28 protein-coding genes are annotated in these 24874 nt (G+C 72.2%); 17 read left to right on the forward strand and 11 right to left on the reverse strand.

The features are described 5' to 3' along the window. The first annotated feature begins 105 nt into the window (after nt 1-105). The 4 genes from sigJ (ACFV9H_RS37370) to ACFV9H_RS37385 all read left to right on the forward strand — a co-directional run bounded on the left by sigJ (ACFV9H_RS37370) (nt 106) and on the right by ACFV9H_RS37385 (nt 3665). Nucleotides 106-1047 (forward strand): RNA polymerase sigma factor SigJ, encoded by a 942-nt coding sequence (gene sigJ / locus ACFV9H_RS37370; RefSeq protein ID WP_385407628.1) that lies wholly within the window; start codon nt 106-108, stop codon nt 1045-1047. A 113-nt stretch (nt 1048-1160) separates the two neighbouring features. Further along, the gene (locus ACFV9H_RS37375) at nt 1161-2363 is read left to right on the forward strand and encodes an NAD(P)/FAD-dependent oxidoreductase (protein WP_385407630.1); all 1203 of its coding nucleotides are present in this window, start codon (nt 1161-1163) and stop codon (nt 2361-2363) included. A gap of 172 nt (nt 2364-2535) precedes the next feature. Next, entirely contained in the window at nt 2536-3486 is a 951-nt protein-coding gene (sigJ, locus tag ACFV9H_RS37380; RefSeq protein WP_385407631.1) for an RNA polymerase sigma factor SigJ, read from the forward strand. Then, a complete protein-coding gene (locus ACFV9H_RS37385; protein ID WP_385407633.1) occupies nt 3462-3665 on the forward strand; it encodes a hypothetical protein in 204 nt (67 codons plus the stop codon). The genes sigJ (ACFV9H_RS37380) and ACFV9H_RS37385 overlap by 25 nt, the downstream gene beginning before the upstream one ends. Here ACFV9H_RS37385 and ACFV9H_RS37390 read toward each other — a convergent pair. Both ACFV9H_RS37390 and ACFV9H_RS37395 read right to left on the reverse strand, forming a co-directional pair. Further along, nucleotides 3648-4055, reverse strand: coding sequence for a hypothetical protein (locus ACFV9H_RS37390; protein WP_385407635.1), 408 nt, complete (start codon nt 4053-4055; stop codon nt 3648-3650). The genes ACFV9H_RS37385 and ACFV9H_RS37390 overlap by 18 nt on opposite strands. A gap of 112 nt (nt 4056-4167) precedes the next feature. Continuing rightward, nucleotides 4168-4797, reverse strand: a complete 630-nt coding sequence (locus tag ACFV9H_RS37395) for a TetR/AcrR family transcriptional regulator (RefSeq protein WP_385407638.1) — start codon at nt 4795-4797, stop codon at nt 4168-4170. A 132-nt stretch (nt 4798-4929) separates the two neighbouring features. Here ACFV9H_RS37395 and ACFV9H_RS37400 point away from each other — a divergent pair, with 132 nt between their 5' ends. Next, nucleotides 4930-5868 carry an alpha/beta fold hydrolase gene (locus tag ACFV9H_RS37400; protein ID WP_385407641.1) on the forward strand — a complete coding sequence of 313 codons (939 nt, stop codon included), beginning with the start codon at nt 4930-4932 and terminating at the stop codon, nt 5866-5868. 89 nt (nt 5869-5957) lie between these two features. Beyond that, the gene (locus tag ACFV9H_RS37405; protein WP_385407643.1) at nt 5958-6083 is read left to right on the forward strand and encodes a hypothetical protein; all 126 of its coding nucleotides are present in this window, start codon (nt 5958-5960) and stop codon (nt 6081-6083) included. 16 nt (nt 6084-6099) lie between these two features. Here the strand turns inward: ACFV9H_RS37405 and ACFV9H_RS37410 are convergent, their stop codons facing one another. After that, nucleotides 6100-6909 (reverse strand): hypothetical protein, encoded by an 810-nt coding sequence (locus ACFV9H_RS37410; protein ID WP_385407645.1) that lies wholly within the window; start codon nt 6907-6909, stop codon nt 6100-6102. Between the two features lie 126 nt (nt 6910-7035). Next, nucleotides 7036-7335 (reverse strand): hypothetical protein, encoded by a 300-nt coding sequence (locus tag ACFV9H_RS37415; RefSeq protein ID WP_385407648.1) that lies wholly within the window; start codon nt 7333-7335, stop codon nt 7036-7038. A gap of 164 nt (nt 7336-7499) precedes the next feature. Here ACFV9H_RS37415 and ACFV9H_RS37420 point away from each other — a divergent pair, with 164 nt between their 5' ends. Next, a complete protein-coding gene (locus ACFV9H_RS37420; RefSeq protein WP_385407686.1) occupies nt 7500-8240 on the forward strand; it encodes a PP2C family protein-serine/threonine phosphatase in 741 nt (246 codons plus the stop codon). Between the two features lie 52 nt (nt 8241-8292). Here the strand turns inward: ACFV9H_RS37420 and ACFV9H_RS37425 are convergent, their stop codons facing one another. Genes ACFV9H_RS37425 through ACFV9H_RS37435 form a run of 3 tightly spaced genes read right to left on the reverse strand, consistent with a single transcriptional unit; the run spans nt 8293 to nt 10588 of the window. After that, complete coding sequence (locus tag ACFV9H_RS37425) at nt 8293-8751, reverse strand: hypothetical protein (protein ID WP_385407651.1); 459 nt, start codon at nt 8749-8751, stop codon at nt 8293-8295. Then, nucleotides 8751-9263, reverse strand: a complete 513-nt coding sequence (locus ACFV9H_RS37430; protein ID WP_385407654.1) for an RNA polymerase sigma factor — start codon at nt 9261-9263, stop codon at nt 8751-8753. The genes ACFV9H_RS37425 and ACFV9H_RS37430 overlap by 1 nt, the downstream gene beginning before the upstream one ends. Next, a complete protein-coding gene (locus ACFV9H_RS37435; RefSeq protein WP_385407656.1) occupies nt 9260-10588 on the reverse strand; it encodes an alpha/beta hydrolase in 1329 nt (442 codons plus the stop codon). Before ACFV9H_RS37435 ends, ACFV9H_RS37430 begins: the two co-directional genes overlap by 4 nt. Before the next feature lie 395 nt (nt 10589-10983). On the opposite strand from ACFV9H_RS37435, the gene ACFV9H_RS37440 reads away from it, so the two are divergent. The 3 genes from ACFV9H_RS37440 (at nt 10984) to ACFV9H_RS37450 (ending at nt 14929) form a co-directional block, all read left to right on the forward strand. Beyond that, nucleotides 10984-11187 carry a cold-shock protein gene (locus tag ACFV9H_RS37440; RefSeq protein WP_073917174.1) on the forward strand — a complete coding sequence of 68 codons (204 nt, stop codon included), beginning with the start codon at nt 10984-10986 and terminating at the stop codon, nt 11185-11187. Nucleotides 11188-11290: 103 nt separating this feature from the next. Continuing rightward, complete coding sequence (locus tag ACFV9H_RS37445) at nt 11291-11659, forward strand: hypothetical protein (RefSeq protein ID WP_385407658.1); 369 nt, start codon at nt 11291-11293, stop codon at nt 11657-11659. Between the two features lie 36 nt (nt 11660-11695). Further along, complete coding sequence (locus ACFV9H_RS37450; protein WP_385407661.1) at nt 11696-14929, forward strand: BTAD domain-containing putative transcriptional regulator; 3234 nt, start codon at nt 11696-11698, stop codon at nt 14927-14929. Here the strand turns inward: ACFV9H_RS37450 and ACFV9H_RS37455 are convergent. Beyond that, a complete protein-coding gene (locus ACFV9H_RS37455) occupies nt 14913-15746 on the reverse strand; it encodes an ABC transporter permease (protein ID WP_385407663.1) in 834 nt (277 codons plus the stop codon). The two genes, ACFV9H_RS37450 and ACFV9H_RS37455, sit on opposite strands and share 17 nt — an antisense overlap. Next, the gene (locus ACFV9H_RS37460) at nt 15743-16738 is read right to left on the reverse strand and encodes an ATP-binding cassette domain-containing protein (protein ID WP_385407666.1); all 996 of its coding nucleotides are present in this window, start codon (nt 16736-16738) and stop codon (nt 15743-15745) included. The genes ACFV9H_RS37455 and ACFV9H_RS37460 overlap by 4 nt, the downstream gene beginning before the upstream one ends. A 292-nt stretch (nt 16739-17030) precedes the next feature. On the opposite strand from ACFV9H_RS37460, the gene ACFV9H_RS37465 reads away from it, so the two are divergent. The 3 genes from ACFV9H_RS37465 to pucL all read left to right on the forward strand — a co-directional run bounded on the left by ACFV9H_RS37465 (nt 17031) and on the right by pucL (nt 20345). Further along, nucleotides 17031-17771, forward strand: coding sequence for an SDR family NAD(P)-dependent oxidoreductase (locus ACFV9H_RS37465; RefSeq protein ID WP_385407668.1), 741 nt, complete (start codon nt 17031-17033; stop codon nt 17769-17771). Nucleotides 17772-17847: 76 nt separating this feature from the next. Next, nucleotides 17848-19197 (forward strand): aspartate aminotransferase family protein, encoded by a 1350-nt coding sequence (locus ACFV9H_RS37470; protein WP_385407670.1) that lies wholly within the window; start codon nt 17848-17850, stop codon nt 19195-19197. A gap of 230 nt (nt 19198-19427) precedes the next feature. Further along, nucleotides 19428-20345: a factor-independent urate hydroxylase gene (gene pucL, locus ACFV9H_RS37475; RefSeq protein ID WP_385407672.1), complete on the forward strand. Its 918-nt coding sequence runs from the start codon at nt 19428-19430 to the stop codon at nt 20343-20345. A gap of 17 nt (nt 20346-20362) precedes the next feature. Here the strand turns inward: pucL and ACFV9H_RS37480 are convergent, their stop codons facing one another. Beyond that, on the reverse strand, nt 20363-20824 hold the full coding sequence (locus tag ACFV9H_RS37480; protein ID WP_385407675.1) for a histidine phosphatase family protein: 462 nt from the start codon (nt 20822-20824) through the stop codon (nt 20363-20365). A 304-nt stretch (nt 20825-21128) separates the two neighbouring features. Between ACFV9H_RS37480 and ACFV9H_RS37485 the strand changes: the two genes are divergently transcribed. The 4 genes from ACFV9H_RS37485 to ACFV9H_RS37500 are packed head-to-tail and all read left to right on the forward strand — an operon-like array spanning nt 21129 to nt 23105. Then, complete coding sequence (locus tag ACFV9H_RS37485; protein ID WP_385407677.1) at nt 21129-21341, forward strand: CbtB-domain containing protein; 213 nt, start codon at nt 21129-21131, stop codon at nt 21339-21341. A gap of 44 nt (nt 21342-21385) precedes the next feature. Continuing rightward, nucleotides 21386-22147, forward strand: a complete 762-nt coding sequence (locus tag ACFV9H_RS37490) for a CbtA family protein (RefSeq protein ID WP_385407679.1) — start codon at nt 21386-21388, stop codon at nt 22145-22147. Between the two features lie 32 nt (nt 22148-22179). Next, a complete protein-coding gene (locus ACFV9H_RS37495) occupies nt 22180-22425 on the forward strand; it encodes a hypothetical protein (protein ID WP_385407682.1) in 246 nt (81 codons plus the stop codon). Nucleotides 22426-22472: 47 nt separating this feature from the next. After that, nucleotides 22473-23105, forward strand: a complete 633-nt coding sequence (locus tag ACFV9H_RS37500) for a hypothetical protein (protein ID WP_385407684.1) — start codon at nt 22473-22475, stop codon at nt 23103-23105. On the opposite strand, the gene ACFV9H_RS37505 is transcribed toward ACFV9H_RS37500, so the two are convergent. Beyond that, nucleotides 23088-24611, reverse strand: coding sequence for a multicopper oxidase family protein (locus ACFV9H_RS37505; RefSeq protein WP_385407688.1), 1524 nt, complete (start codon nt 24609-24611; stop codon nt 23088-23090). The genes ACFV9H_RS37500 and ACFV9H_RS37505 overlap by 18 nt on opposite strands. Nucleotides 24612-24874 lie beyond the last annotated feature (263 nt).

Below are 24874 nucleotides of genomic sequence, written 5' to 3' on the forward strand. Positions count from 1 at the left end.
ACCGCAGCCAACTCCTTAGCCAGCACACCCGATCAACGACACAGCCCATCAGCCCGACACTCCACCGACGACCGAACCTGACCAAGCACTACTAGGATCGCGAGCATGGCTTTGATCATGAGCGACGTGGACCGGTTCGAGACTGCCAGGCCCCGGCTGGAGGCCATCGCCTACCGGCTGCTCGGCTCGACGAGCGAGGCGGAGGACGCCGTGCAGGAGACGTTCCTGCGCTGGCAGGCGGCCGACGTCGAACGGATCGAGGTGCCGGAGGCCTGGCTGACGAAGGTCCTCACCAACTGGTGTCTCAACATGCTCACTTCGGCACGCGCCCGGCGCGAGACGTACGTGGGGAGGTGGCTCCCCGAGCCGCTGCTCGCGGGGGACCCGATGCTCGGCCCGGCCGACACCGCCGAGCAGCGCGAGTCGGTGTCGTACGCCGTCCTCGTCCTGTTGGAGCGCCTGTCGCCGGGCGAGCGGGCGGTGTACGTGCTGCGCGAGGCCTTCGACCACCCGCACCGGGAGATCGCCGAGATCCTGGACATCACCGAGGCCGCCAGCCAGCAGATCTATCACCGGGCGAAGAAGCACATCGCGGACGGCAAGGCGCGCACCGAGATCGACGACGCCACCGCCCGGAGGATCGTCGAGGAGTTCCTGACCGCCGCGACCAGTGGCCGCACCGAACCCCTCGTACGCCTGCTCACCCAGGACGCCGTCGCGGTGGGCGACGGCGGCGGAAAGGTCCCGGCCCGCGCGAAGGCGTTCGAGGGCGCGCTCGCGGTCGCGACGTTCATGCGCGGTCTGTTCAAGCCCAGTCCCGCCAAGCGGGCCCATGTCGGCGGCGTGCCCGAGATCCATGCCACGACCGCCAACGGCGAGCCCGCCATCGTGGCGGTCGTGGACGGCCGGGTCGCCGGGATCATCTGCCTGGAGTCCACCGCGGAGGGCATCGTCGCGATCCGCAGCCAGGTCAACCCCGACAAGCTCGTCCGCGCCACCGAGCAGTGGGCCGCCGCGGACCACGGGGCCCCGCTCCACACCCTCTAAGAAGATGTGACACAGGTCACATCCCGATCCTGTCAGGGAACGGGGGGCTGTCCGGTTCAAGGTGCGAAACCACGCCGGACAACGGCGGCCCCCGCCCAGACAGGAGCACGGACATGCAGCACCGCATCGTCGTCCTCGGAGCCGGCTACACCGGCGCCGTCGCCGCCGGCCGCCTCGCCAAGCGGCTGCACCACGAGGACGTCACCATCACCCTCGTCAACGCCGAGCCCGACTTCGTCGAGCGCGTCCGGCTGCACCAGCTCGCGGCCGGCCAGGACCTCAAGCCCCGGCCGTTCGGCGAGATGTTCGCGGGCACCGGCGTGGAACTGAAGCTCGGCGAGGTCACCGCCGTGGACGTGGACCGCAAGACGGTGACGGTCGCCGCCGCGAACGCCCCCGAGTGGGCGGAGCTGGAGTACGACACCCTGGTCTACGCCCTCGGCAGCGGCTGGAACGACGGTGGCGTACCCGGAACCGCCGAACACGCCCACGAGGTCTCCAGCCGCCCCGGCGCCCTCCGGCTCCGTGACCGCCTGGCCGCCCTGGAGGCCGGCCGGCCCGTGGTCGTGGTCGGCGGCGGCCTGACCGGCCTGGAGGCCGCGACCGAGATCGCCGAGGCCCGCCCGGACCTCGACGTCGCCCTGGCCGCCCGCGGCGCCCTCGGCGACTGGCTGTCGGAGAAGGGCCGCGGCCACCTGCGGAAGGTGGTGGACAAGCTCGGCATCACGGTCCACGAACACACCGCGGTCGCCACCGTGGAGGCGGACGCCCTGACGACCGCCGACGGCCGGACCGTCCCCGCCGAGGTCACCGTCTGGACCACCGGCTTCGCCGTCCACCCGATCGCCCGGGCCACCGGCCTGGAGCTCGCCGACGACGGCCGGATCGCGGTCGACACCACGATGCGCTCGGTCTCCCACCCGGACGTCTACGCCATCGGCGACTCGGCGATGGCGATCGGCCCGGGCGACAAGCCCCTGCGCATGTCCTGCGCCTCGGGCGTCCCCATGGCCTGGCAGGCCGCCGACGCCATCGCCGCCCGTCTCACCGACACCGAAGTCCCCCACGTCGCGATCGCCTACGCGCAGCAGTGCATCTCCCTCGGCCGCAAGGAGGGCCTGATCCAGTTCGTCACCGCCGACGACCGAGCGGTCGACCGCGCCCTGACGGGCCGCATGGCCGCCCGCTACAAGGAACTGATCTGCAAGGGCGCGGCCTGGAGCGTCGCCAATCCGACCCTTGGCATGCCGACCCGGCGCCGGCGCGTCGTACGGCAGGAGACCCGGAGCGGCGCACGGGCGGGGGCAGCGGCCTGAAGCCGCCACGGCCGAGTCGCGGCCCGCTCGGACAAGAAGGGCCCAGGTCACCGACCTGGGCCCTTCTGCGCGCGCGAGGAAGGTGAAGCGCAGAACTCACAATCCGGTTCGGTGTTTCGTCGAAGTGCCGAGAGCCGAATCGGACGAGAAGAACCAGGGAGCGGTCGCGACCATGAGCACCCCGTCAGAGGTAGGGCACGACCGGTGCGAGCCGGGCTTGAGCGTGATCGTCGACGAGCGACGCCGGCTGATCAATCTCGCCTACCGGCTGCTCGGTTCGCTGGCCGAGGCCGAGGACGCCGTGCAGGAGACCTACACCCGCTGGTACGCGATGTCTCGGCAACAGCAGGAGACCATCAAGTCACCCGGCGCCTGGCTGACGACGGTGGCCGGCCGCATCTGCCTGGACATGCTCGGCTCCGCGCGAGTCCGGCGCGAGCGCTACGTCGGCGCATGGATACCCGATCCGCTGCCGGACCGCACGGAGTGGATCAGCGCACGGGCGGGCGGCGGCGCCGAACCGGCCGACCCCGCCGACCGGATCACCCTGGACGAGTCGGTGAACATGGCCTTCCTCGTCGTCCTGGAGTCGATGACGCCGGCCGAACGCGTGGCGTTCATCCTCCACGACGTCTTCCGCTACCCCTTCGCCGAAGTCGCCGAGATCGTCGGCCGCACGCCCGCGGCCTGCCGGCAACTGGCCTGCTCGGCCCGCCGACGTATTGACTCCGCGCACGAACCGGCGGCCGCGACGGCCGGGCAGGCCGGCCTGGTACGGGACTTCAAGGAGGCGTGGGAGGCCAAGGACATCAAGGCGCTCATCGGCCTCCTCGACCCCAACGCCACGCTGACCGCCGACGGCGGCGGCCTGGTCGGCACCGTCCTGCGCCCGGTCGAAGGCAGCGAGCACATCGCCCAGTACCTGATCCACATCGCCGACAAGGCCCCTGGGCTGACGCTCGTGGAGCGGACGGTCAACGGCCGGCCCGGCCTGGTCGCCCAGCACGCCGGCGTCACCGTGACCGTGGCGGCGTTCAGCCTCACCGGCGGCCGCATCACCCGCATCTGGGCCGTCCGCAACCCGGAGAAGCTCCGCCCGTGGACCGAGAACGGACAGACCTGACCGGGCCTCAGGGGCGTGCCCCGGCCGCGGAGATCCTGCGGCGCTGGGAACTCTGCAACGTCCTGCGCACGCTCACGGCTCTCGCCGCGTTCGTCCTGCTCATCGTCCTCGCCCTCAGGGGGACGGCAGCCGGTCGGGGCCTCGACGCCCGGCAGGCGTCGTCAGGGGGTGCGTCGTAGCGGGGTGACGCCGAGAGCGCCGGCCAGGGCGTGGCCCAGTGCCAGCACGCTCAGTCCGAACATCAGGACGCCCAGGGGGACATGGAGCGTCGGCATGTGCGCGATGCCGAGGATCACCTGCACCGAGGCGAGCACGAGGAAGCCGGACGAGTACAGGATGGGGCGCGGCGAGCCGCCACCCGGCCGCCAGGCCAGGACGGCGGCGAGCACGTACAGCATCGACGCGCCGTACATCACGCGTGCTCCGACGGCGTGCAGCACCTCGCCGTAGGACGTGGACAGCAGCAGTCCGGCGGTGACCGCCTGGAAGAAGAGGGTCAAGGTCTGCAAGGCGATGGCGACCTGCACGAACGTGGTTCTGCCCGGTGCTGTCGTCGTCTGTACGGCCATGGTGTGGTCCCCTCTTCTGCCGCTCCGGCGGCGGATCTTCGGTGTCTCGACAGTCCGACGACGCAGGCCCGCGAAATGTGAGGTGGGGCGCCGGCCTTCGGGATCGATTCCGTCATCCGTTCTTGGCAGCAGGCTTCCGGGCGGTCGCGAAGATCCGGTCCAGGTGGTGGTGGAGCACCGCGATGGCCGACTCCGGGGTCCGCTGGCCCACGAGGATGCTGGTGCCCATGGTCGCCGTCATCGCGAGCAGGCTGATCGCCTCCGTGCGCGCGGCGATGCCGGGGTCCGCCAGGCCTGACGCCTGCGCCTTTTCGAGGAGGCCGGTCAGGGCGTTCTCGGCGGCGTCGGGGTTGTCGATGAACGGCTGGGCTGCCAGCGCCTCGTCGGTCACGGACAGGATCGAGTAGGAGCTGTAGAGGAGGTGGAAGGTACGGCTCTCCTCATCGATCGGGAGGGAGGCCAGCAGAAGCGCCTCGATGGTCGCGCGCGGGCCCGGCTCCGGACCTGCGGCGGCCAGGCGGGCGCCCACCCGGGCCGTGAACCGGGCGGTGAGGTGCTGGAGCCCGTAGAAGAGCAGCTTCTCCTTGGTCTCGAAGTAGTACTGCACGAGCCGGAGGGATACGCCGGCCTCCGCGGCCACGTCGCGCATGCCGACGGCGTGCAGTCCCCGCCGCCCCGCGACCTGGATGAGCGCCTCGGCGATCTGGGCGCGCCGTTCCTCGTGGTCCACGCGCTTTGGCATGTGCCGGTCTCTCCGCCCGTCGGTGGTGGGGTTCATCAGCGGTCCGGACTCCCCGGCCCCTTTTCATGGTACCGCCGTACCAACATCATGGTACGGTCGTATCACGAAGAACGGATCTTCCCGGAGGTGCCCGTGCCCGAGAACACGACCCGTGTGCGCCGCGACGTCGGCCGCTACGTGAACGACGAACTGCGCGACCGCTACTTCGCCGCCGGCGACGTGCTCTACGCGATGGGGGCGCCCGTCCGCTCCGAGACGGACGTCGAGACCAGCTTCGGCACCACGCACGTCTACCGGTACGGACCCGGCGACCCGGCCGCCGAGGACCGCACCCCCGTCGTCCTGATCCACGGCGCCGGCTACTCCTCGGCGATGTGGTACCCCAACACCCCGGCCCTCAGCGCCGAACGGCCCGTCTACGCGCTCGACACCCCCGGCGACGCCGGCCGCAGCGTCCACCGCGAACCCATGTGGCAGCCCGAGCGCGCCGCCCAGTGGCTCGACGAGGCGCTCGACGCCCTCGGCCTCGACCGGGTCCACCTGGTCGGCTCCTCGTACGGCGGCTGGCTGGTGCTCAACATGGCCCACCGCCGGCCCGGACGGCTCGCCTCCGTCACCGCCCTCGACCCCGGCGGCCTGGAGAAGGTGGGCCTGCGCTTCTTCGCCTGGGTCTTCGTCAGCCTCTTCGCCAGCTTCGCCCCCAAGGCGCTCCGCCCGCGCCTCGCCTCCTGGCTGGAGCAGCCGGTCATCGCCGTCCCCGAACTGCGGAAATGGGTCCAGCTGGGCGCCCGGGCCTTTCGGATCCGCCGGCCGGCGCCGCTGCCGCTGGCGGAGGACGCGCTGCGCTCCATCCGGACCCCGCTCTACCTCGTCATGGGCAAGCGCAGCCTGCTCGTACACCCGAAGCGGCAGCTGGAGCGGGTGCCGCGCCTGATCCCCGGAGCTCGCGCCGAGATCATCGCCGCGACCGGCCACGGCCCGCAGATCGACCACCCCGACGTGGTCAACGCCCGGATGCTGGGCTTCATGGAAGACGTCGACTCCCTCGACCCCGCCGAGGTCGACGCGTAGCCCGCGTGCGGGCCTCGGCCCGGCGGTCAGCCCCACCTGACGGCACCGCCGCAGCGGTGGTGGCTCTGCCTTTGGGAAGTACGCGCTCGTTGTCCCCTGGGGGGACCCTGCTGCTCGTCTGCCTGTCCTCCCTCGCGGTCGGCGCGGCAGCGGCCGTCGTCCCCGCCCGTTCGGCCTCCGCGACGGGCCCGCTGCAGGCCGTCGCGAAGGCGTGAGGGCCGGCCCGGCCGCTCAGGACTCCGTACGGGTGCCCCGGGCGTCGCACGGCAGGGGGCGGCCCGGGTGGTCCGCGGCGAAGTCCTCGCCGATGTCGCCGACCGTGTCCGCCATGGCCTCGCTGGAGATGCGGATCTGCCCGGAGAACGGCCTGTCGATGTCCGCGATGAGGAGCAGGGAGCCGGTGAAGAGCACGGCCAGGACGCTCAGCAGCACGATGTGCGAGGAGCCGCGCTTGAGGGGCAGACCGAAGGCGAAGGCCCCGATGGTCGCGGCGAGCGCGATGACCATGAACCAGTAGACGATGGGCGGGATCGCCGGAGTGGCCTCGGACAGCCGGGCCTGGCGGGCCACGGAACGTTGGTCGTCCGCGTCGACCAGCAGCTCGAAGGTGTTGGCGCCCTTGTGGGCCAGCTCCTTGAAGTGGCGGCGGAAGTCCGAGGACCAGACGGAGGCCTCGGGGGCCTTCCGGCCGTTGCTGTCCATCTGCGGCCATTCGTACGTGAGGATGGCGCGCGCGTAGCAGACGGCGTCGGCGTGGATCAGTTCCCGTTGGGGCTCCGGGGCGTAGTCGGCGACCTCGTAGAGCTGGTCGACCCGGTGGGCCTCGGCCCCCGCGGCCTGGCTGGCGGCTCCGTACGACTCCGCGGCCACGACGAGGACGAAGGCCACGAGGAGGACGGCCAGCGTCTCCAGGGGGCTGATCAGGTCGCTGACGGACGACTCCTCGCCGTCCTTCGGCGGTCGTCGGCGCCGGTACCGGTTGGCGATCAGCCCGACGGCGAGCGCGACGGCGACCGCCGCGACGGTGATGGTCGTAAGCATGCTCGGGCCCCCGGGAGGAGGTCGGTCGTCTTACCGGACGTCCCCCGCCTCGCCCCAGCCCACCATGCGGGGTCGCCTCGGGCGAGGCGGGCCGGGCGCGGTGTGCTCCATGTGGCCCCGGCGCGTTCAGGGCTGGAGGTAGCTGAAGCCGACCTCGAAGCGTTCGACCGTGATGATCCGCTGCCCCTCGCGCCGGGCGGATTCCGCCCGGATCGCGGCGGCGCGGTCCTCGCTCGCCAGCATGGTCTCCTCGTCCTCCCACAGGGTCAGCGACTTGGCCTTCCCCGAGGCCCGGTCGACGAGGTAGTAGGCGCCCCGGAAGCCGGGAGCGTCCCGGATCTGCTCGACGATCGCCTCCGAATTCGCCGCCAGATCCCCCTCCGGCGGAAGCGGAGATCCCTGGTAGGTGCTGAGCCTCGCGAACATCTCCGCGTCCTTCCTGGCCGGGCCGCCCGGCTGGGACGGGCGGCTCCACGACCAAGGGTGCTCCGACGGGCCGCCCGGCGCATGCCGAGCGGACAATGGGGAGCGGGGAAAGGCTTCCGCGGAGGACCCGTGGAGGACCCGCGGAGGAGAGGCGGGACGCCGTGGTGTCGTACGTAGCCGTGACCGCCCTGAGCCACACCGGGCTGGTGCGCGATCACAACGAGGACAGCCTGGTCATCGGGCCCTGGACGTTGTGCGGGACCGTGACCGAGAGCCCCCAGACCTTCCTGTTCCCGCTCGGCCGCCCGCTGGTCGTCGCGGTCGCCGACGGGCTCGGCGGGCAGCCGGCCGGGGAGGTGGCCAGTGCGCTCGTCGTACGCCAGCTGGCCTCGCTCGGCCCCTCCCTGGAGGACGAGGAGAGCGTCGGTGACGCCCTGAAGCTGTGCAACGGCATGGTGTACTCGGCCGCCGACGGCCGGCCGGAGCTGACCGCCATGGGCACCACCGTGGCGGGCGCGCTCGTCCTCGGGGAGTCCCTGCTGTCCTTCAACGTCGGAGACAGCCGGGTGTACCACGCGGACAAGGGCGGGCTGCGCCGGGTCAGCGTGGACGACAGCCCGCCGCCGGAGCCCGGACGGCGCACCACCTCGCTCGTCACCCAGGTGCTCGGCGGCAGCCGCGGGTACCACTCCGTGACCCCCCACATGGCGGTCTTCCCGCTGTCCGGGGACGACCGCTACCTGCTGTGCAGCGACGGACTGACCGACCCGCTGCCCGACGAGGAGATCGACGGACTGCTCCGGGTCCACGACGACGGCAAGGCCGCCTTCGAGCTGTGGAAGGCCGCCATCGAGGCCGGCGGCCCCGACAACATCACCCTCGCGCTCGTCCGGATCAACGCCTAGTGCTGTGGCCCGGTGAACCTTTCCGGTCACAGCACTAGCCCGTTCGGGTGGGCTACAGCTGGTCCGTGAAGCGGCGCAGGGCCCGCGTGCCCAGCGGGGTCAGCAGGGGGCGCAGCGCCCCGTCGACGAGGCCGATGCCCGGCAGGCGCAGGCCGCCCATGAAGGCGAACCGGGTCCCCTGCGCCTCCGGTACGGCGGCCATCCCGCCGAGCACGAAGCGGCTCTGCATCAGGCACCAGCCCGGCCGCAGGACGACGTCGAAGCGCGCCCGCATGCCGAGCGGGCTGCGGGCCCGGGCTTCGAGGCGGTCGCCGTCGGCCGCGGTCACGGTGAAGGAGCGGATGTCGGTGATCAGCATGGGCAGCTGCCGCTCCAGGTCGGAGGCGAGATCCCACACCCGGTCGAAGGGGGCGTCGATCAGGTGCTCGGCGTATCCCGTGCCGGGTGTGGTGCGGGCGATCACGCGGAGCCTGCGGACGGGGTCGAGTTCGGCGACCGGCCAGGAGTCCATCAACGTCCCCACGCCTTCCGGAAGTTGCGGCGGGCCCGGAACAGCCGGGTCCGCACGGTGGGTTCGGGTACGCCGAGGAGCGCGCTGACGGAGCGCTCGTCCAGCCCTTCGAGGTCGCGCAGGACCAGCACGGCCCGGTGCGCCGGCGAAAGCCGCTCCAGTACGTCGCGCACGTCGGCGGCGAGCTGCGGATCGTCCCGCGCGGGGACGTCGTCGAGCGGGTCCGGGACGGCCCGGGCCGCCTTGCGGGCGATGCGGACGGCCTCCCGTACGGCGATCACCCGCGCCCAGCCGAACAGGGCTCCGGGCTCCCGGAGTTGGCCGAGGTTGCGGAAGATCACGATCAGCGCCTCCTGGGTGGCGTCCGGGCCGTCCTGGAGGGCGATCGGGCCGCAGAGCCGGCCTATGTAGGGGGTCAGCAGGTCCAGCAGGTCCGAGGCGGCCATCCGGTCGCCGCGCTGGGCGGACCGGACGAGCGCGGCCACCACGTCGAGGTCGGCGGTCGTGGTCACCGGTGGCCGAGTCTCGTCAGGAACGGGACGACCGTGTCCACGAACGTGTTGCGGCCCGGTGACGCGAACAGCGGGTCCAGGTGCGTCATGGCCTCATTCTCGGCGTACGTCGCCGAGGCGATCCGCGACTGCCCCACCACCCAGCGCGCGGCCGTGTTGACCGTGCCGTGCGTCAGGCCGGTCTGGAAGGAGTACAGCGGTACGTCGATTCCGCGCGTGTGCCGCAGCCGCAGGCCCAGTCCGCGGGCGACGGCCGTGTCGTCGAAGGGGTCGGCCGCCTGGAGGTCCAGGGTGAGCCGGCTGGGCCAGTACCACTGGTAGAGGGCGGGTTCGGGGCCGGCCAGGGCGCGGGCCAGGGCGGCGGGCGGGGTGAACTCCGGGTTGATGCTGATGTCCGGAACCATCGGATGGGTGGCGTACAACCACTCGACCAGGCCCGCGTTGGTCACCGGGGGCTCGGCGGGCGGGCGCAGCCAGGCGGGCAGGTGCGCGGCGAGCGTCGAGGGCCGGTCGGGGGCGGCCGTCGCGTAGCCGCCCGCGAGCTGCATGAGGATCGCGTAGGTCTCCGTGCGGCCCATGTTCAGCGCCTCGTCGAAGACCTCGCCGCCTTCGATCCTCGCCCGCCAGGCGTCGGCCTGCTCCGCGGTCAGCCGGTAGGTGATGCCCTCCCCCGCGAACGCGTCGTGCACCCCCGCGTCGATCAGTACGAGGCCGGACAGGTCGCGGTGGCCGGGGCGGCCGTCGAAGTCCCAGCCGGCGTAGGCGAGGGCGATGGTCCCGCCCCAGGAGTGGCCGCCGAGCACCACCTGTCGGCGGCCGCCGTCCCGGGCCGCCAGCACGACCCGGCGCAGGTCGGCCAGTTCGAGGGCGAGGCCCCACTCGCCGACGTACGGGACGCTCTGCGGGGTCCGCGAGCGGTAGTGCCCGCCGAGGTAGTGGTCGGCGGCGGCATCCGGCGGGCGGTGGAAGCCGTCGAGGTCGGCGAGGTTCTGTGCCCGGCGGTCGACGGCCCACACCTCGGTGTCGGGCAGCCGGGCCGCCAACTCCCGGGCCACGGGGGCGAGACTACCGGCGGCGGCGAACTGCCCCGGTTCCAGGACCAGGACCTGCCGGGCCCGGGGCGGGCCCACCTTCAGCACCCGGATGCGGTCCTCGGCTGCCGGGCCGGGGGCGTCGGCACCCCCCAGGGAGACGTAAGCCTCGCGTACGGGGGCCCGCGGCGCGGGGGCCGCGGAGGCGGGCGGCGCGCTCGCGGCGAACAGCAGCGCGGTCACGACGGCCCCGCACAGCCGCTTGACCGTTCCGGTCCGGGAAGTGGTCTTCATGGATCCCTCCTTGACGACGTCTCGGGAGGGAAGAGGGCGCGGACCGGCCTTGACATTCCCCGTGACCTACGTCACGGCGCTCCGGCGAGGGTCTCCACTTGCTTCGGCGTCGTCGGCCGCGGCGGCGGCGCGGCCGAGCGGCGGGCGGCGGGCGGCGGCGATGCGGTGGCAGGCACGAGCGGGCGCGGAACCCGTTTACCACCGACGGCCCAGTTCATCGGACTTTCACACGCGGATTTTAATTACCACGGGTGCGAAATTTCTCGACTCCTGATTTTCCGTGCAGGCCACCCGCTCCGTGCTAGTGTGCAGACAGCCGTAATCGCGGCCGCGAAAATACTTACCTTTTATTCAACGCAGCGCTGTTCGACGCACTGCGTCGAAGGAGAATTCATATGGCATCTGGCACCGTGAAGTGGTTCAACGCGGAAAAGGGCTTCGGCTTCATCGAGCAGGAGGGTGGCGGCGCCGACGTGTTCGCCCACTACTCGAACATCGCCGCTTCCGGCTTCCGTGAGCTTCAGGAAGGCCAGAAGGTCACCTTCGACGTCACGCAGGGCCAGAAGGGTCCGCAGGCCGAGAACATCGTTCCCGCCTGACGCCTGAACGAAGCGCACGACGGCCGGGGCCCGCACCATTTCGGTGCGGGCCCCGGCCCGTTTGTGCTGCCGGCTCTCGCGAATCCCGCTAGAGTGCCTGGCCATGTCGATTCCTGATGAGCTGCTCATCGATCTCGCCGCCATGGTCGAGTCGGAGCAAACCAATCAGATGTCCCTCACCGTCGTGGTCCACGGCGCCGTCATCACCGGCCGGCTCGCACCGGAACGCGTCTGGCGCCAACGCGTCGCCGAAGTCCTGCGGGACTCCGACCAGCTGGGCCCGTTCTCCGAGATCTTCAGCGCCCCGGGCGAAGCCGACCGCACCGGCTCCCCGCCCTCCCATCTGCACTTCCACGTGGCCCGCATCCTCCAGGGCACCCTGGGCATCCCGGAGACCGGCGGGATGTACCGGATCGCCGTGGCCGACGTCGACGCCTGGACCGTGGGGGACTTCAGCTATTCCGATCATTGATCGCGACCGGCCGCACCGACCCCGCAGAATGACCGCATGCGGATCTCGATGCTGGGGCCCCTGGAAGTACGGGGCGATGACGGGGGCGGCGTCGGAGTCGGAGGGGCTCGGCTGCGGGCCCTGTTGATCCTGCTCGCCCTCGAACCGGGGCGGGTGGTGGCCTCCGAGCTGCTCATCGACGGGATCTGGGAGAACGATCCCCCGATGGGCGCGGCGAACGCCCTCCAGGCGCTCGCGTCACGGCTGCGGCGGGCACTGCCCGGGCCCGGGTCGGCGGTCGAGTCGCATCCGGCGGGCTACCGGCTGCTGGTCGAGCCCGAGGCGGTGGACGTGGTCCGCTTCGAGAAGCTCGCCGCGGCCGGGCGCACCGCGCTGTCCCGGGACCCGCACACCGCCGCCGGGCTGCTGCGGGAGGCCCTCGGGCTGTGGCGCGGCCCGGCGCTGGCGGACGTGGCGGGCTCCGATTTCTTCCGTGCGCCGGTCACCCGGCTGTCCGAGCTGCGGATGGCCGTCCTGGAGGACCGGATCGAGGCCGATCTGCGGGTGGGCCGCGGCCGGGAGCTGACCGGTGAGCTGACCTCGCTGGTCGCCGAACACCCCCTGCGGGAAGGGCTCGTCGGGGCGCTGATGCGGGCCTTCGTGGCCGCAGGGCGGCCCGCCGAGGCGCTCACCGCGTACGGGCGGGCCCGAGAGGCGCTCGCCGAGGAGCTCGGGGCCGACCCGTCGCCGGAGCTGTCCGCGCTGCACACCGCCGTCCTGCGCGGGGAGGTGCCCGGGGTGGCCGCGGCCCCCGCCGGGCCGACGGCGCCGGAGCCGCAGCGGGCGCCGGACGCGCCGCCGCCGACCAACCTGCGGGCTCCGCTGGCCAGTTTCGTCGGCCGGGACGAGGACCTCGCCCGCGTGGACGACCTGCTCGGCCGGTTCCGGCTCACCACGCTCACCGGGCCCGGCGGAGCCGGCAAGACCCGGCTCGCCGTCCAGGCCGCGCGCCCGCTGCAGGGCCGCCACCCCGACGGCGTGTGGCTGGTGGAGCTGGCGCCGCTGGGCGCGGACGACGACGTACCCCTGGCCGTCCTGAACGCCCTCGGCCTACGGGAACACGCGCCCGCGGCGGGGGAACCGCTGGACCGGCTCACCGCCGCCCTGCGCACCCGGAGCGCCCTGCTCCTGCTCGACAACTGCGAGCACCTCATCGGGGCGGCCGCGGCCACCGTCGACCGGCTGCTCGGCGAATGCCCCGGGCTGCGCGTGCTCGCGACCAGCCGGGAGCCGCTCGGCCTCACCGGCGAGGCGCTGTGGCCGGTCCGCCCGCTGGAGCTGCCCCCGCGGGACGCGGACCCGGCGAAGGCCATGTCGTACGCGGCCGTCCGGCTGCTGAACGACCGGGCGGCGGCGGCCCGTACCGGATTCGCGGTCAGCGAGGAGACCGCCTCCGCGGTGACCCGAATCTGCCGGGCACTGGACGGCATGCCGCTGGCCATCGAGCTCGCGGCGGCCCGGCTGCGCACGATGAGCCCCGACCAGCTCGCCTCCCGCCTCGACGACCGCTTCCGGGTGCTGACCGGCGGGGCCAGGACCGCCCCGCGCCAACACCAGACCCTGCGGGCGGTCGTCGACTGGAGCTGGGAGCTGCTCGCCGAGGCGGAACGGGCCCTGCTGCGCCGGCTCGCCGCCTTCCCCGGCGGGGCCACGGTGGAGGCGGCCGAGGGGGTGTGCGCGTTCGGCCCGGTCGAGGCGTACGAGGTGCTCGACCTGCTCACCTCGCTGGCCGACAAGTCCCTGCTCGTCACGGCGGACGACGGCCGCTACCGGATGCTGGAGACGATCAGGGCGTACGGACTGGAGCGGCTCGACGAGGCCGGGGAGCGCGAGCGGATCCGCCGGGCGCACGCCGCGTACTTCACCGAGCTCGCCCTGACCGCCGACCCGTACCTGCGCCGGGCGGAGCAGCTGGAGTGGCTCGGGCGGCTCGGCGCGGAGCACGACAACCTGAACGCGGCGCTGCGCGGGGCGATCGCGGCGGGGGACGCCCGGGCCGCCGTACGACTGGTGGCGGCGGCCGGCTGGTACTGGTGGCTCGCCGGGCACAAGGCGGACGGCGCCGAACTGGCCGCTCGGGCCCTGGCGTTGCCCACGCCGGATGGGTCGCAGGAGGATGAACCACGGGCCGTGGCCTGTGCGCTCGCGGTGCTGTTCGCCTCGGCCGGTCTCGGCGACGAACGGCAGACCGCGGAGCTGCTGAACGAGGGGGTGCTGCTCGCGGCGCGGACGGGCAGCCGGCATCCCGTGGTCCGTTTCCTGGGGCCGATGGACCGGATGCTGCGCAGCGCCGCCCGGGGCGAGACGGCCCCGGCCGGGGCCTGGGACCGAATGCTGGGCGACGAGGACCCCTGGGTACGGGCCCAGGGCCTGCTCGGCGGTGCCCGGAGCCTGCTCGGGGCGGGCGGGCCGCCCGCCGAGGCGGAGGCCGCGATCGAGGCGGCGCTGGCCGCCTTCCGCGGGATCGGGGAGCGCTGGGGGATCTCGTTCGCGCTGGCGGTGCTGGCCGATCTGGTGGCCCGGCGCGGGGACTTCCGGGCCGCCCTCGGCCACTACGAGGAGGCCGTCGCGGTGATCGGGGAGATGGGCGTCGTCGAGGACCGGCTGATCGCGCGGGTCCGGCAGGCCCAGCTGTACTGGCTGGCCGGGGACCACGAGGGGTGCGCGGCGGCGATGGAGCTGGCCGAGCGGGACGCCGGGGCGGCGGGCTGGCCGGAGGCCCTCGCGATGACGGCGCAGGGCCGGGCGGACCTGGCGCGCTGGAACGGGGAGCCGGAGCGGGCCCGGGCCGATCTGGCGCTGGCCCGGGAGGGGATGCGGGGGGTCGCCGTGCACCCGGTGTTCCGGGCGATGCTGCTCGACACCTTCGGCTATCTGGACGCCGCGGACGGCGACTTGGCCGGCGCCCGGACCCACCGGGCCGAGGCGCTCGAACTGGCCCTGGCCTCCCTGCACGCGCCCACCACCGCCCAGGTGCTCGTCGGCATCGCGGACCAGGCGGTGCGCTCGGACCGGCCGCGGGAGGCCGTCCGGCTGCTGGCGGCCGCGGTGGCGGTGCGCGGCGGCCCGGACCACTCGCGGGTGGACGCGGAGCGGGTGGAGGACGCGGCGCGCTCCGCGCTCGGTGAGGAGTACGCGCAGTGGGCGCGGTACGTCACCGAGGCGGCGCGGGATTCCACCGACGGCCCGGAGGCCGTACGGGAGTTGGCGCGGGTCACGCTCGACGGTTGAAGAGGCGGATCGCCCAGAGGTAGGCGGCCGCGCTGATCCCGAGGCACCAGGCGACGGCGGCGATGGCGTCGCCGGTGGCCGGGGTGCCCATCAGCAGGCCCCGGATGGTCTCGATGACCGGGGTGAAGGGCTGGTACTCGGCGAAGACGCGGACCACGGAGGGCATCGAGTCGGTGGGGACGAAGGTGCTGCCGATGAAGGGGAGCAGGGCCAGCGGCATCACGATGTTGCTGGCGCCCTCGGGGTTCTTGCTGAGCGTGCCGAGGGCGACGGCAAGCCAGGTCACCGCGAAGGTGAGCAGGGCGATCAGGCCGAGGGCCCCGGCCCAGCCGGCGAGGCCGGCCTGAGGGCGGAAGCCCATCAGCAGGGCGAGGCCGATGACGATGCCGACGCTCACCATGGTCTGGATGAAGCTGCCGATGACGTGACCGACGAGGATCGAGGGGCGGGAGATCGCCATGGTCCGGAAGCGGGCGACGATGCCCTCGGTGAGGTCGGTGCAGACGGACACCGCCGTGGCCGTCGAGGCGGCGGTCACGGTCATCAACAGGATGCCCGGGGCCAGGTAGTTGATGTAGTCGGTGCCGGTGCCGATGCCCCTGGCGAGGGGGCGGCCGAGTACGTAGACGAAGAGCAGCAGGAAGACGACCGGCACGGCGATGGTGCCCAGGGAGAGTCCGGGGTAGCGCAGCGCGTGCCCGAGCTGGCGACGCAGCATGGTGGCGCTGTCGCGGAAGGCGTGCCGCCGGGCGGGGGCGGCGGGGTGAGCGGGCCCGGCGGAGACGGCGGTGGTGCGGGCGGGGGTGAGGGTGCTCATCGCACGGACTCCTTCTGTTGGGTCGGGACGGCGGTGGCGGGCGGCTGCTGACCGGTGAGCGCGAGGAACACGTCGTCGAGGTCGGGGGTGTGCACGGTGAGTCCGCCCACCTCGATCCGCTGGGCGTCGAGCCGGTCGAGCAGGGAGCGCAGCGAGCCCACGCCGCCGTCGCTCGGGACGCGCAGGACCAGTTCGTCCTCGTCTCGGGAGACGTCGCCGAGGCTGCGGGCGGCGCTTTCGAAGTCGATGGTGTTCGTGAACTCCAGGCGGATGTGCCCGCCCGGGACCAGCCGCTTCAGCTCGTGCGGGGTGCCCTCGGCGACGAGTCGGCCGCCGTCCAGGACCGCGATGCGGTCGGCGAGCCGGTCGGCCTCCTCCAGGTACTGGGTGGTGAGGAAGATCGTCACCCCGTCGGCGACGAGACCGCGGATGATCTGCCACATGGCGCGGCGGCTGCGGGGGTCGAGGCCGGTGGTGGGCTCGTCGAGGAAGATGATCCGCGGGCCGCCCACCAGGGTCATCGCCAGGTCGAGGCGGCGCAGCATGCCGCCGGAGAAGGTCACGGCCACCTTGCGGGCCACGTCGGCGAGGTCGAAGGCCTCCAGCAGCTCGGCGGCGCGGCGGCGGCCCCGCGCGGCGCCCATGTGGTGCAGGTCCGCCATCAGCAGGAGGTTCTCCTCGGCGGTGAGCAGCTTGTCCACCGCCGAGAACTGGCCGGTGACGCCGATGGCGGAGCGGACGGCGTCCGGCGCGGCGGCCGGGTCGTGTCCGGCGATCCGCACCCGGCCGGTGTCCGCAGCGACCAGCGTGGAAAGGATCTGCACGGTGGTGGTCTTCCCGGCGCCGTTCGGGCCGAGCAGCGAGAAGACGGTGCCCGCCGGGACGTGCAGGTCGATGCCGTCGAGGACGGTCTTGGTCCCGGACTTGTCCCGGTAGGACTTGCGGAGCCCGGTGGCCTCGATGGCCGCCGGCCGGGTGGTCGTCTCAATCATGGTGTCCGCTCGTTTCGTCGTCGCTCCCTCTTGACGACGTCACCGTCTCCGGGGGTCCTGACATCCCCCGGAGAGAGCGCTGACAGATCGCTGACAGCCGCTGCGGCCGTGGTGCTACCTCCGGGCGGCGAGGTCCTTCAGGGCCACGTTCAGCTCCAGGACGTCGACCCGCGGTTCGCCCATGACGCCCCCCTGACACCCACCCTCGAACTTTCACATCTCGGAAACGAAATTCCGCGATGCGACAAGTTACGATCGCGTCCACCCGACCCGATCAAGAGGAGGAAGACCCATGGCCGAGAGCCGCGTCGCCCTGATCACCGGTTCCTCGTCCGGAATCGGCGCCGCCATCGCCCGCCGGCTGAGCGCCGAAGGCATCCGCGTCGTCGTCAACTCGGCCCGCAGCGAGAGCGCCGGACGGGCACTGGCCGCCGAGCTGCCCGGGGCGGCCTACGTACAGGGCGACGTGGCCGACGCGGCGGACGCGCGGCGGATCGTGCAGAGCGCCGCCGACGTCCACGGCCGGCTGGACATCCTGGTCAACAACGCGGGCGTCACGCGCTTCATCCCGCTGGACGACCTGGAGGCCGCGGACGCCGAAGCCTGGCGTGAGATCTTCGACGTCAACGTCATCGGCGCCTGGCAGATGATCACCGCCGCCGTCCCGCACCTGCGGAAGTCCGAGTCGGCCTCGATCGTCAACATCTCCTCCGTCTCCGCCACCCGCGCGCTCGGAAGCTCCGTCCCGTACGCCGTCAGCAAGGCCGCGGTCAACCACATGACGCGGCTGCTCGCCTCCCGGCTCGGCCCCGCCATCCGCGTCAACGCCGTGGCGCCCGGCCTCATCGACACCCCCTGGTACGAGGACGCCGAGCAGGTCTGGGAGAGCTCGCGCGCATGGATCACCGAGAACACGCCGCTGCGCCGCGTCGGCACCCCCGAGGACGTCGCGGAGGCCGCCCTCTACCTGGTCGACGCCGCGTACACGACGGGAGACGTCCTGACCGTCGACGGCGGCCGCCACATCGTTTGAATCCGGACGGGACCCCGGGCCGTCCGCAGTGTGAACACCGCGCCGTGTCCACATCCTGGACGACTACCCTCGTTTTATGAACACAGAAGCCGATGCCCTCGCCGCCGTGAAGGACGCCGACCGGAAGCACGTTTTCCACTCCTGGTCGGCGCAGGAACTCATCGACCCGCTCGCCGTGGCCGGGGCCGAGGGGTCGTACTTCTGGGGCTACGACGGGAGCCGCTACCTGGACTTCTCCAGCGCCCTCGTCTACACCAACATCGGCTACCAGCACCCCAAGGTCACCGCGGCCATCCAGGAGCAGGCGGCCAAGCTGTGTACCGTCGCGCCCGGCTTCGCCGTGGACGTGCGCTCCGAGGCGGCCCGGCTGATCGCCGAGCGCACCCCGGGCGAGCTCGACAAGATCTTCTTCACCAACGGCGGCGCCGAGGCCGTCGAGAACGCCGTCCGCATGGCCCGGCTGCACACCGGCCGGCCCAAGGTGATGTCCGCGTACCGCTCGTACCACGGCGCCACCTCGACCGCGATCAACCTGACCGGCGACGCCCGCCGCTTCGGCAACGACACCGCGACCGCCGGCGTCGTGCACTTCTGGGGGCCCTTCGCCTACCGCTCGCCCTTCTACGCGGCGAACGAGGCCGAGGAGTGCGAGCGCGCCCTGCGCCACCTGGAGGACACGATCGTCTTCGAGGGCCCGCAGTCCATCGCCGCGATCGTCCTGGAGACCGTCGGCGGCGCCCCCGGCGTCCTCGTCCACCCCGAGGGCTACCTGACCGGCGTGCGCGCCCTCTGCGACCGCTACGGCATCCTGCTCGTCCTGGACGAGGTCATGGTCGGCTTCGGCCGCACCGGTGCCTGGTTCGCCGCCGACCACTGGGGCGTCGTCCCCGACCTGCTCTGCTTCGCCAAGGGCGTCAACAGCGGCTACGTGCCCCTCGGCGGCGTGGCCATCTCGCCCGCCGTCGCCGCGACCTTCGCCACCCGCCCCTACCCGGGCGGACTGACGTACTCCGGGCACGTGCTGGCCTGCGCCGCGGCCGTCGCCACGATCAACGTCATGGCCGAGGAGGGCATCGTCGAACAGTCCGCCCGCACCGGCTCCGAGCTCCTCGGCCCGGGCCTGCGCGCGCTCGCCGAGCGGCACCCCTCGATCGGCGAGGTCCGCGGGCTCGGCACCTTCTGGGCGCTGGAGCTCGTACGGGACCGGGAGACGCGCGAGCCGCTCGTCCCGTACAACGCCGCCGGAGCGGACAACGCGCCGATGGCCGCCTTCGGGGCCGCCTGCAAGAAGGGCGGGCTCTGGCCGCTGATCGCGGGCAACCGCATCCACATCGCGCCGCCCTGCAACATCTCGGCCGACGACGTCGCGGCGGGCCTGGAGATCCTCGACGAGGCCCTCTCCGTCGCCGATGCGCACATGGCCTGACCTGCGCGAATGTACGGTCGCCCAATCCGTGGGTGCCTGTCTTGGACGTTCCGCGCCATTACGAACAACGCGTGAACGTGCTGAAATCCGACAGAGCACCTACGGACCGGGATGCACGTCAGTCTCGGGGCGGTCCTCCGTGACCGAACGGCGGGGAGCGGGCCTTCCGCTGGACGCCGGGCGTACGGGATCCAGTCAGTCGGACTCCGTGTACCCGAAGGAAGACACCCATGAGCAAGCACATCCTGGGCCAGAACCAGTACGGCAAGGCCGAGAACCGCATCGTCAAGGTCACCCGCAAGGGCAGCGACGGCTCCTGGGCCGAGATCCGCGACCTGAACGTGTCGGTGGCGCTCCGCGGCGAGTTCCGCGACGTCCACCTGACCGGCGACAACGCCAACTGCCTGCCGACGGACACCACCAAGAACACGGTGTACGCCTTCGGCAAGGAGCACGGCATCGAGTCGCCCGAGGCCTTCGGCATCCTGCTCGCGAAGCACTTCGTCTCCTCGCAGTCCCCGATCCGCGAGGCGCAGATCCGCATCGAGGAGTTCGCCTGGGAGCGGATCCCGGTCCCGACGCGCAAGGAGCAGCACTCCTTCGTCCGCAAGGGCCAGGAGGTGCGCACCGCGCAGATCACCTACAGCGAGACCACCGGCCTGCAGGTCATCTCGGGTCTGAAGGACCTGACGGTGATGAACTCGACCAACTCCGAGTTCCACGGCTACATCAAGGACAAGTACACGACGCTGAAGGAAGCGTACGACCGCATCCTGGCGACCAAGGTCACCGCGCGCTGGGCCCACTCGGCGCTCGCCGCGGACGACACCGAGTACGACTGGGACCAGTCGTACAAGAAGGTCCGCAAGAACATGCTGGAAGCCTTCGCGGAGACGTACTCGTACTCGCTGCAGCAGACCCTGAACCAGATGGCCGAGCGGGTGCTCGACAACTGCCCCAAGGTCAACGAGGTTCGCCTCAACCTCCCCAACAAGCACCACTTCCTCGTCGACCTGGAGCCCTTCGGCCTCAAGAACGACAACGAGGTCTACTTCGCGGCGGACCGCCCGTACGGCCTGATCGAGGGCACCGTCCACCGCGACGGCGTGCAGCCGGTGATCGCGACGTCCGACTGGATCGTCGCGTAACACACCTTCCCTGAACGTCAGTTCGGCCCGGACCGCGTCGCGGGGTCCGGGCCGTTCTGTTGCTCGTTCTGTTGCTCGTTCTGTTGCTCGTTCTGTTGCTCGTTCTGCCGGCCGTTCTGCTGCCCGACCAACAGGTTCCAGCGGCCCGCCCGCCCGGTGAGGGTGGTCACCGATTCCGGCCGCACGTCGAGCCGCCAGAAGGCCGCCGCGGGCAGCTCCAGCGCGTGCACCACCGCCGCGCGTACGACGGCCTGCTCGACCACGAAGCGGTGCGTGCCCGCGGCCAGGCCGGCCAGCTCCGCCCCGACGCGGGCGATCAGCGCGTCCACCGACTCCCCGCCCGGCGGCGCGTATCCGGGATCCGTCAGCCAGGCGCGCACCCCCGCCGGATCCGCGGCCGCCACCTCGTCCAGCGTCCGCCCCGACCACTCCCCCGCGTCCAGGCCGCGCAGCCCCTCGTGGCCGGCGCGGTCGGCCACGTTCCCCCGGATTCCCGGGATTCCCGGGAATCCCGGGTTTCCGAAGCGTCCCTGGCGGGCAGCGGCGTCCAGCGGGGGTCTCACGAGATGAACTCGTACCAATGGGGGGTTCATAAGGGGAGCGTAAGCGCGGTACGGTCTCGGACGACATAACTACATGACGACGGTACGACGGAAGCATCGGTGAGAATCCGGCACGGTCGCGCCACTGTGAATCCTCCCGGAGGGGGAGGTAAGTCAGACCCGCCACCGTCGTCGCGAGCACCACTGACCGGGACGCGTGTTCCCTCTGGAGGTTTCAGCCATGGCCCACTCCGCCGTGCCCACGACGGCCCCTGCCGTCGCCCCGATTTCGCTCTCCGCGCTCGCTCCCTGGGCGGCCTTCGTCGCCGTCCTCACGCTGGTCCTGCTGTACTTCATCGGCATCGAGCAGGGCGCCACCGCCGTCTTCGAGGGCGAGACCGTCCACGAGTGGCTGCACGACGGCCGCCACCTGCTCGGCTTCCCCTGCCACTGATTTCCCCTGCCTGATTCCGCTCTCCGCAAGGGAACTCACCACACATGAACACTGTCTCCCCCCGCATCCTGCTGGTCCGGGGCATGATGGCCGGTGTCCTCGCCGGCGTGGCCGCCTTCCTCGTCGCGTACCTCCTCGGCGAGTCCAAGGTCGACGCGGCCATCGCCATCGAGGAGGCCGGCCACCTCGCGGCCGGCCACGACCACGGCGCCGAGGACGCCCCGGTCAGCCGTGCCCTCCAGGCGACGGCCGGCCTCGGCACCGGCGTGCTCTTCTACGGGGTCGCGCTCGGCGGCATCGCCGCGCTCGTCTTCTGCTACGCCCTGGGCCGCATCGGCCGCTTCGGCCCGCGGGCCACGGCCGCGCTGGTCACCGCGGGTCTGTTCGTCACCGTCACCCTGGTGCCGTTCTTCAAGTACCCGGCCAACCCGCCGGCCGTCGGCGACCCCGACACGGCCGCCCGGCGGACCGCCCTCTACCTCCTGATGATCGCCCTGAGCGCGCTGCTCGCGGCGGGCGCGCTGATCCTCGGCCGGCGACTCGCGCCGAAGCTCGGCAACTGGAACGCCTCGGCCGTCGCCGGTGGGGGCTTCGTCCTGCTCGTCGGAATCTCGTACGCCGTGCTGCCCGGCATCAACGAGGTCCCGGCGGACTTCCCGGCCTCGCTGATCTGGGACTTCCGCCTCGCGTCGCTGGCGATCCAGACCGCGCTGTGGACGACTTTCGGCCTCGCCTTCGGTTTTCTTGCCGAACGCGCCCTTGTGCCGTCGGTCGCACCCAAGGAGGCTTTGCAGCCGACGAGTTGACGACAACTCCACATCGAGGGGGCCGGTAGTACATGCCGACGGCTATCAGGGAATGGCGAGGATGGACGGGCGCCGCCCCGTTCTGGCTGAACTCGCTCCTGCTGCTCCTGGCCCCCTGGACCGCCGTCACGCTGTTCGGCCAGATCGGCGTCATCGCCGCTCTGGCCGCCCTCGGCGGTCTGGCCCGCCACCTCTGGTCGGGCGACTACGGCCACCCGGCCATGCACTTGGCCGCGGCGGCGATGGGGGCCGGGGCGGCGCTGACGGTGCTGGTGTGAGCCTGCGGTGCTCGTGTGATGCTGCGGCTCTCGTGTGATGCTGCGGTATGAGCTTCGCCGTCCACGCCCGCCGCGTCCGTGACCCCGGGCTGCCGATGCACCGCCGTCACTCCGCGCTCGGCAGCGCGATCGTTCTGTACGCCCCCTTCGGCTACCGCCGGACCTGGCAGTACCTCGGCATGACCGGGGACCTGCGGCGTGATCCCGACGCCCTGGTACGGGCCCTGGACGCACTGGAGCTGAGCCGGGAGGCCTGGCTGGCCGAGCTCGCCGCCTTCGCGGACCGCCGCCGCACCGAGAAGCGGGAACGGCACCGGCGCAGCCCCTCGGCGGCCGACATCGCGCTGCTGCGGACCCGGCGCTGGTGGGGGCCCGAGGGCCACCGGGCGAACGTGCGGATGCTACGGATCCTGTCGGCCACGCACGGCGGGCCGTTCCCCCGGGTGGCGGACGAGGACAAGGCCCGCCTCGCCTTCCTCGACGCCACCGTCACCGGGCACGTCTCCTCGTACCTCGCGGCCGGGGGCTTCGCGGGCCCTGGCACGGCCGCCCGACTTCAGGGCCTCCTGCCCGAGCTGCGGCAGTGGCGCGGCCGGGGGAACCACGAGTCCTGCCGGTACTTCGACCGCCTGTTCGCCATGGCCGAAGTGATCGTCGCGGACTCACTGGTGATGGTGTGAGCCGCTGGTGGACGGTGGCTTCGGGGCGCCCGCGGTCTGGCCCGGGTCTACGACCACGAACTGGCCCATCATGCCCCGGTCCTCGTGGTACAGCAGGTGGCAGTGGTACATGTACGGGACGTCCGGGTCCGCCGGGCCGTCGAAGCGCATCGCGATCCGGACGGTCGAACCGGACGGGATGAACACGGTGTCCTTGGGACCGCGCAGCTGCGGCGGCGGGGCCTCCCCGTTGATGTCGAGGATGCGGAACTGCACGTCGTGGACGTGGAAGTTGTGCGGCATGCCGTCCTCGTTGCGCAGCGTCCACGTCTCGGCGGTTCCCCGGGTGACCGTCTCGTCCACCCGGGCCATGTCCATCTTCCGGCCGTTGATCCCGGAGAGGTTGAGGTCGAAGAAGCGGCTGCGGGCCGAGTCCTGCCCCGTGGGCAGCGTCAGCCGGGTCAGCGCGGCGGGGACGGCCGGCGAGGGGCGCAGGGTGGGGGCCGCGCGGAGCTCCATGACGTCGAAGGAGTCGTCGCCGCCCCCGAAGCGCTGGTTCCAGAAGTCCAGTCCGGCGTCCAGCGGGTAGGAGCGCAGGACGGTCCGCTCGCCCGGTGCCATCCGTACGACGATCTCCGCGCGCTCCCCCGGTGACAGCCGCAGCCGACCGGTGGTGTGCGGTGCTTCGAGCAGGCCCCCGTCGGAGGCGATCTGCTGGAACGCGCGTCCGTCGTCGAAGCCGAAGGTGTACACGCGGGCGGTGGAGGCGTTCAGCAGGCGCAGCCGGACCAGTTCGTCGCCGACGGCGAGGAAGGGGTCCAGGGTGCCGTTGACCATCGTCCGGTCGCCGAGGAAGCCGACGTTCCTCATCAGCTTGTGGTCGTGGTCGAAGCGCGAGCCGTCGAACCGCACGTCCTGGACGATGACGGGCACGTCGTCGACCCCGTACCGGTCGGGCAGATCGAGCTTCCGGCTCTCCTCGTCGTCGAGGAGGAACAGGCCCGCGAGGCCCTTCTGGACGTGCGTCTCGGTCGCGCCGTGCGGGTGCGGGTGGTACCAGAGGGTGGCGGCCGGCTGGGCGACGGTCCACTCCGGGGCCCAACTGCCGCCCGCCGGCACCATCTGGTGCGGGCCGCCGTCCATCGCGGCGGGCAGGTGCATGCCGTGCCAGTGGACCGTGGACTCCTCCGGGAGCGCGTTGGCGATCTTGACCCGGACCTTCTCGCCCTTCGCCGCGCGCAGGGTGGGGCCCAGGTAGCTGCCGTTGAACCCCCAGGTCGGGGTCTGGGCGCCGGGTTCGAACTCGGTCTGCCCCGCCTGCATCCGCAGGTCGAAGACGCGTGTCCCGTCCGTCTCGACGGTGGACGGGGCGAGGGGCGGCACCCGGAGGGCGTTGTGGAAGTCCACGGCACCGACGGTGGACACCTCGGCTCCGGTGTAGAGCCAGGTGAAGAGTCCGCCGATGGTGAGGACGAAGACGCCGGCCACCGCGCCGAGGGCCAGAAGTACCCGCTTCCAGCGTGGCATCCGGCGCTTCTCGCCGTGCTCGCTCTTCCCGTTCTTCCCAGTTTTCGGCATGTCCACGACGCTACGAACGCCGCCGGGACCGGCCATCCGGGTCCGCCCCCGGTCTGCCCCTGAGCGGGCCCCTAGGGCCTGTCGTCAAATTCCCGTCGTCGCCCGAAGGGCGGCCCTGCGGCGTCTGGTGCGTGCTCTCGGCGTGCCGGGCGGAAGCCCTCGTACTGGACGTACTTGGGCTTTCGCCCGGTGCGGCGAGAGTGCGTGCCAGA

Source organism: Streptomyces sp. NPDC059874 (assembly GCF_042731135.1).
GTDB lineage: Bacteria > Actinomycetota > Actinomycetes > Streptomycetales > Streptomycetaceae > Streptomyces.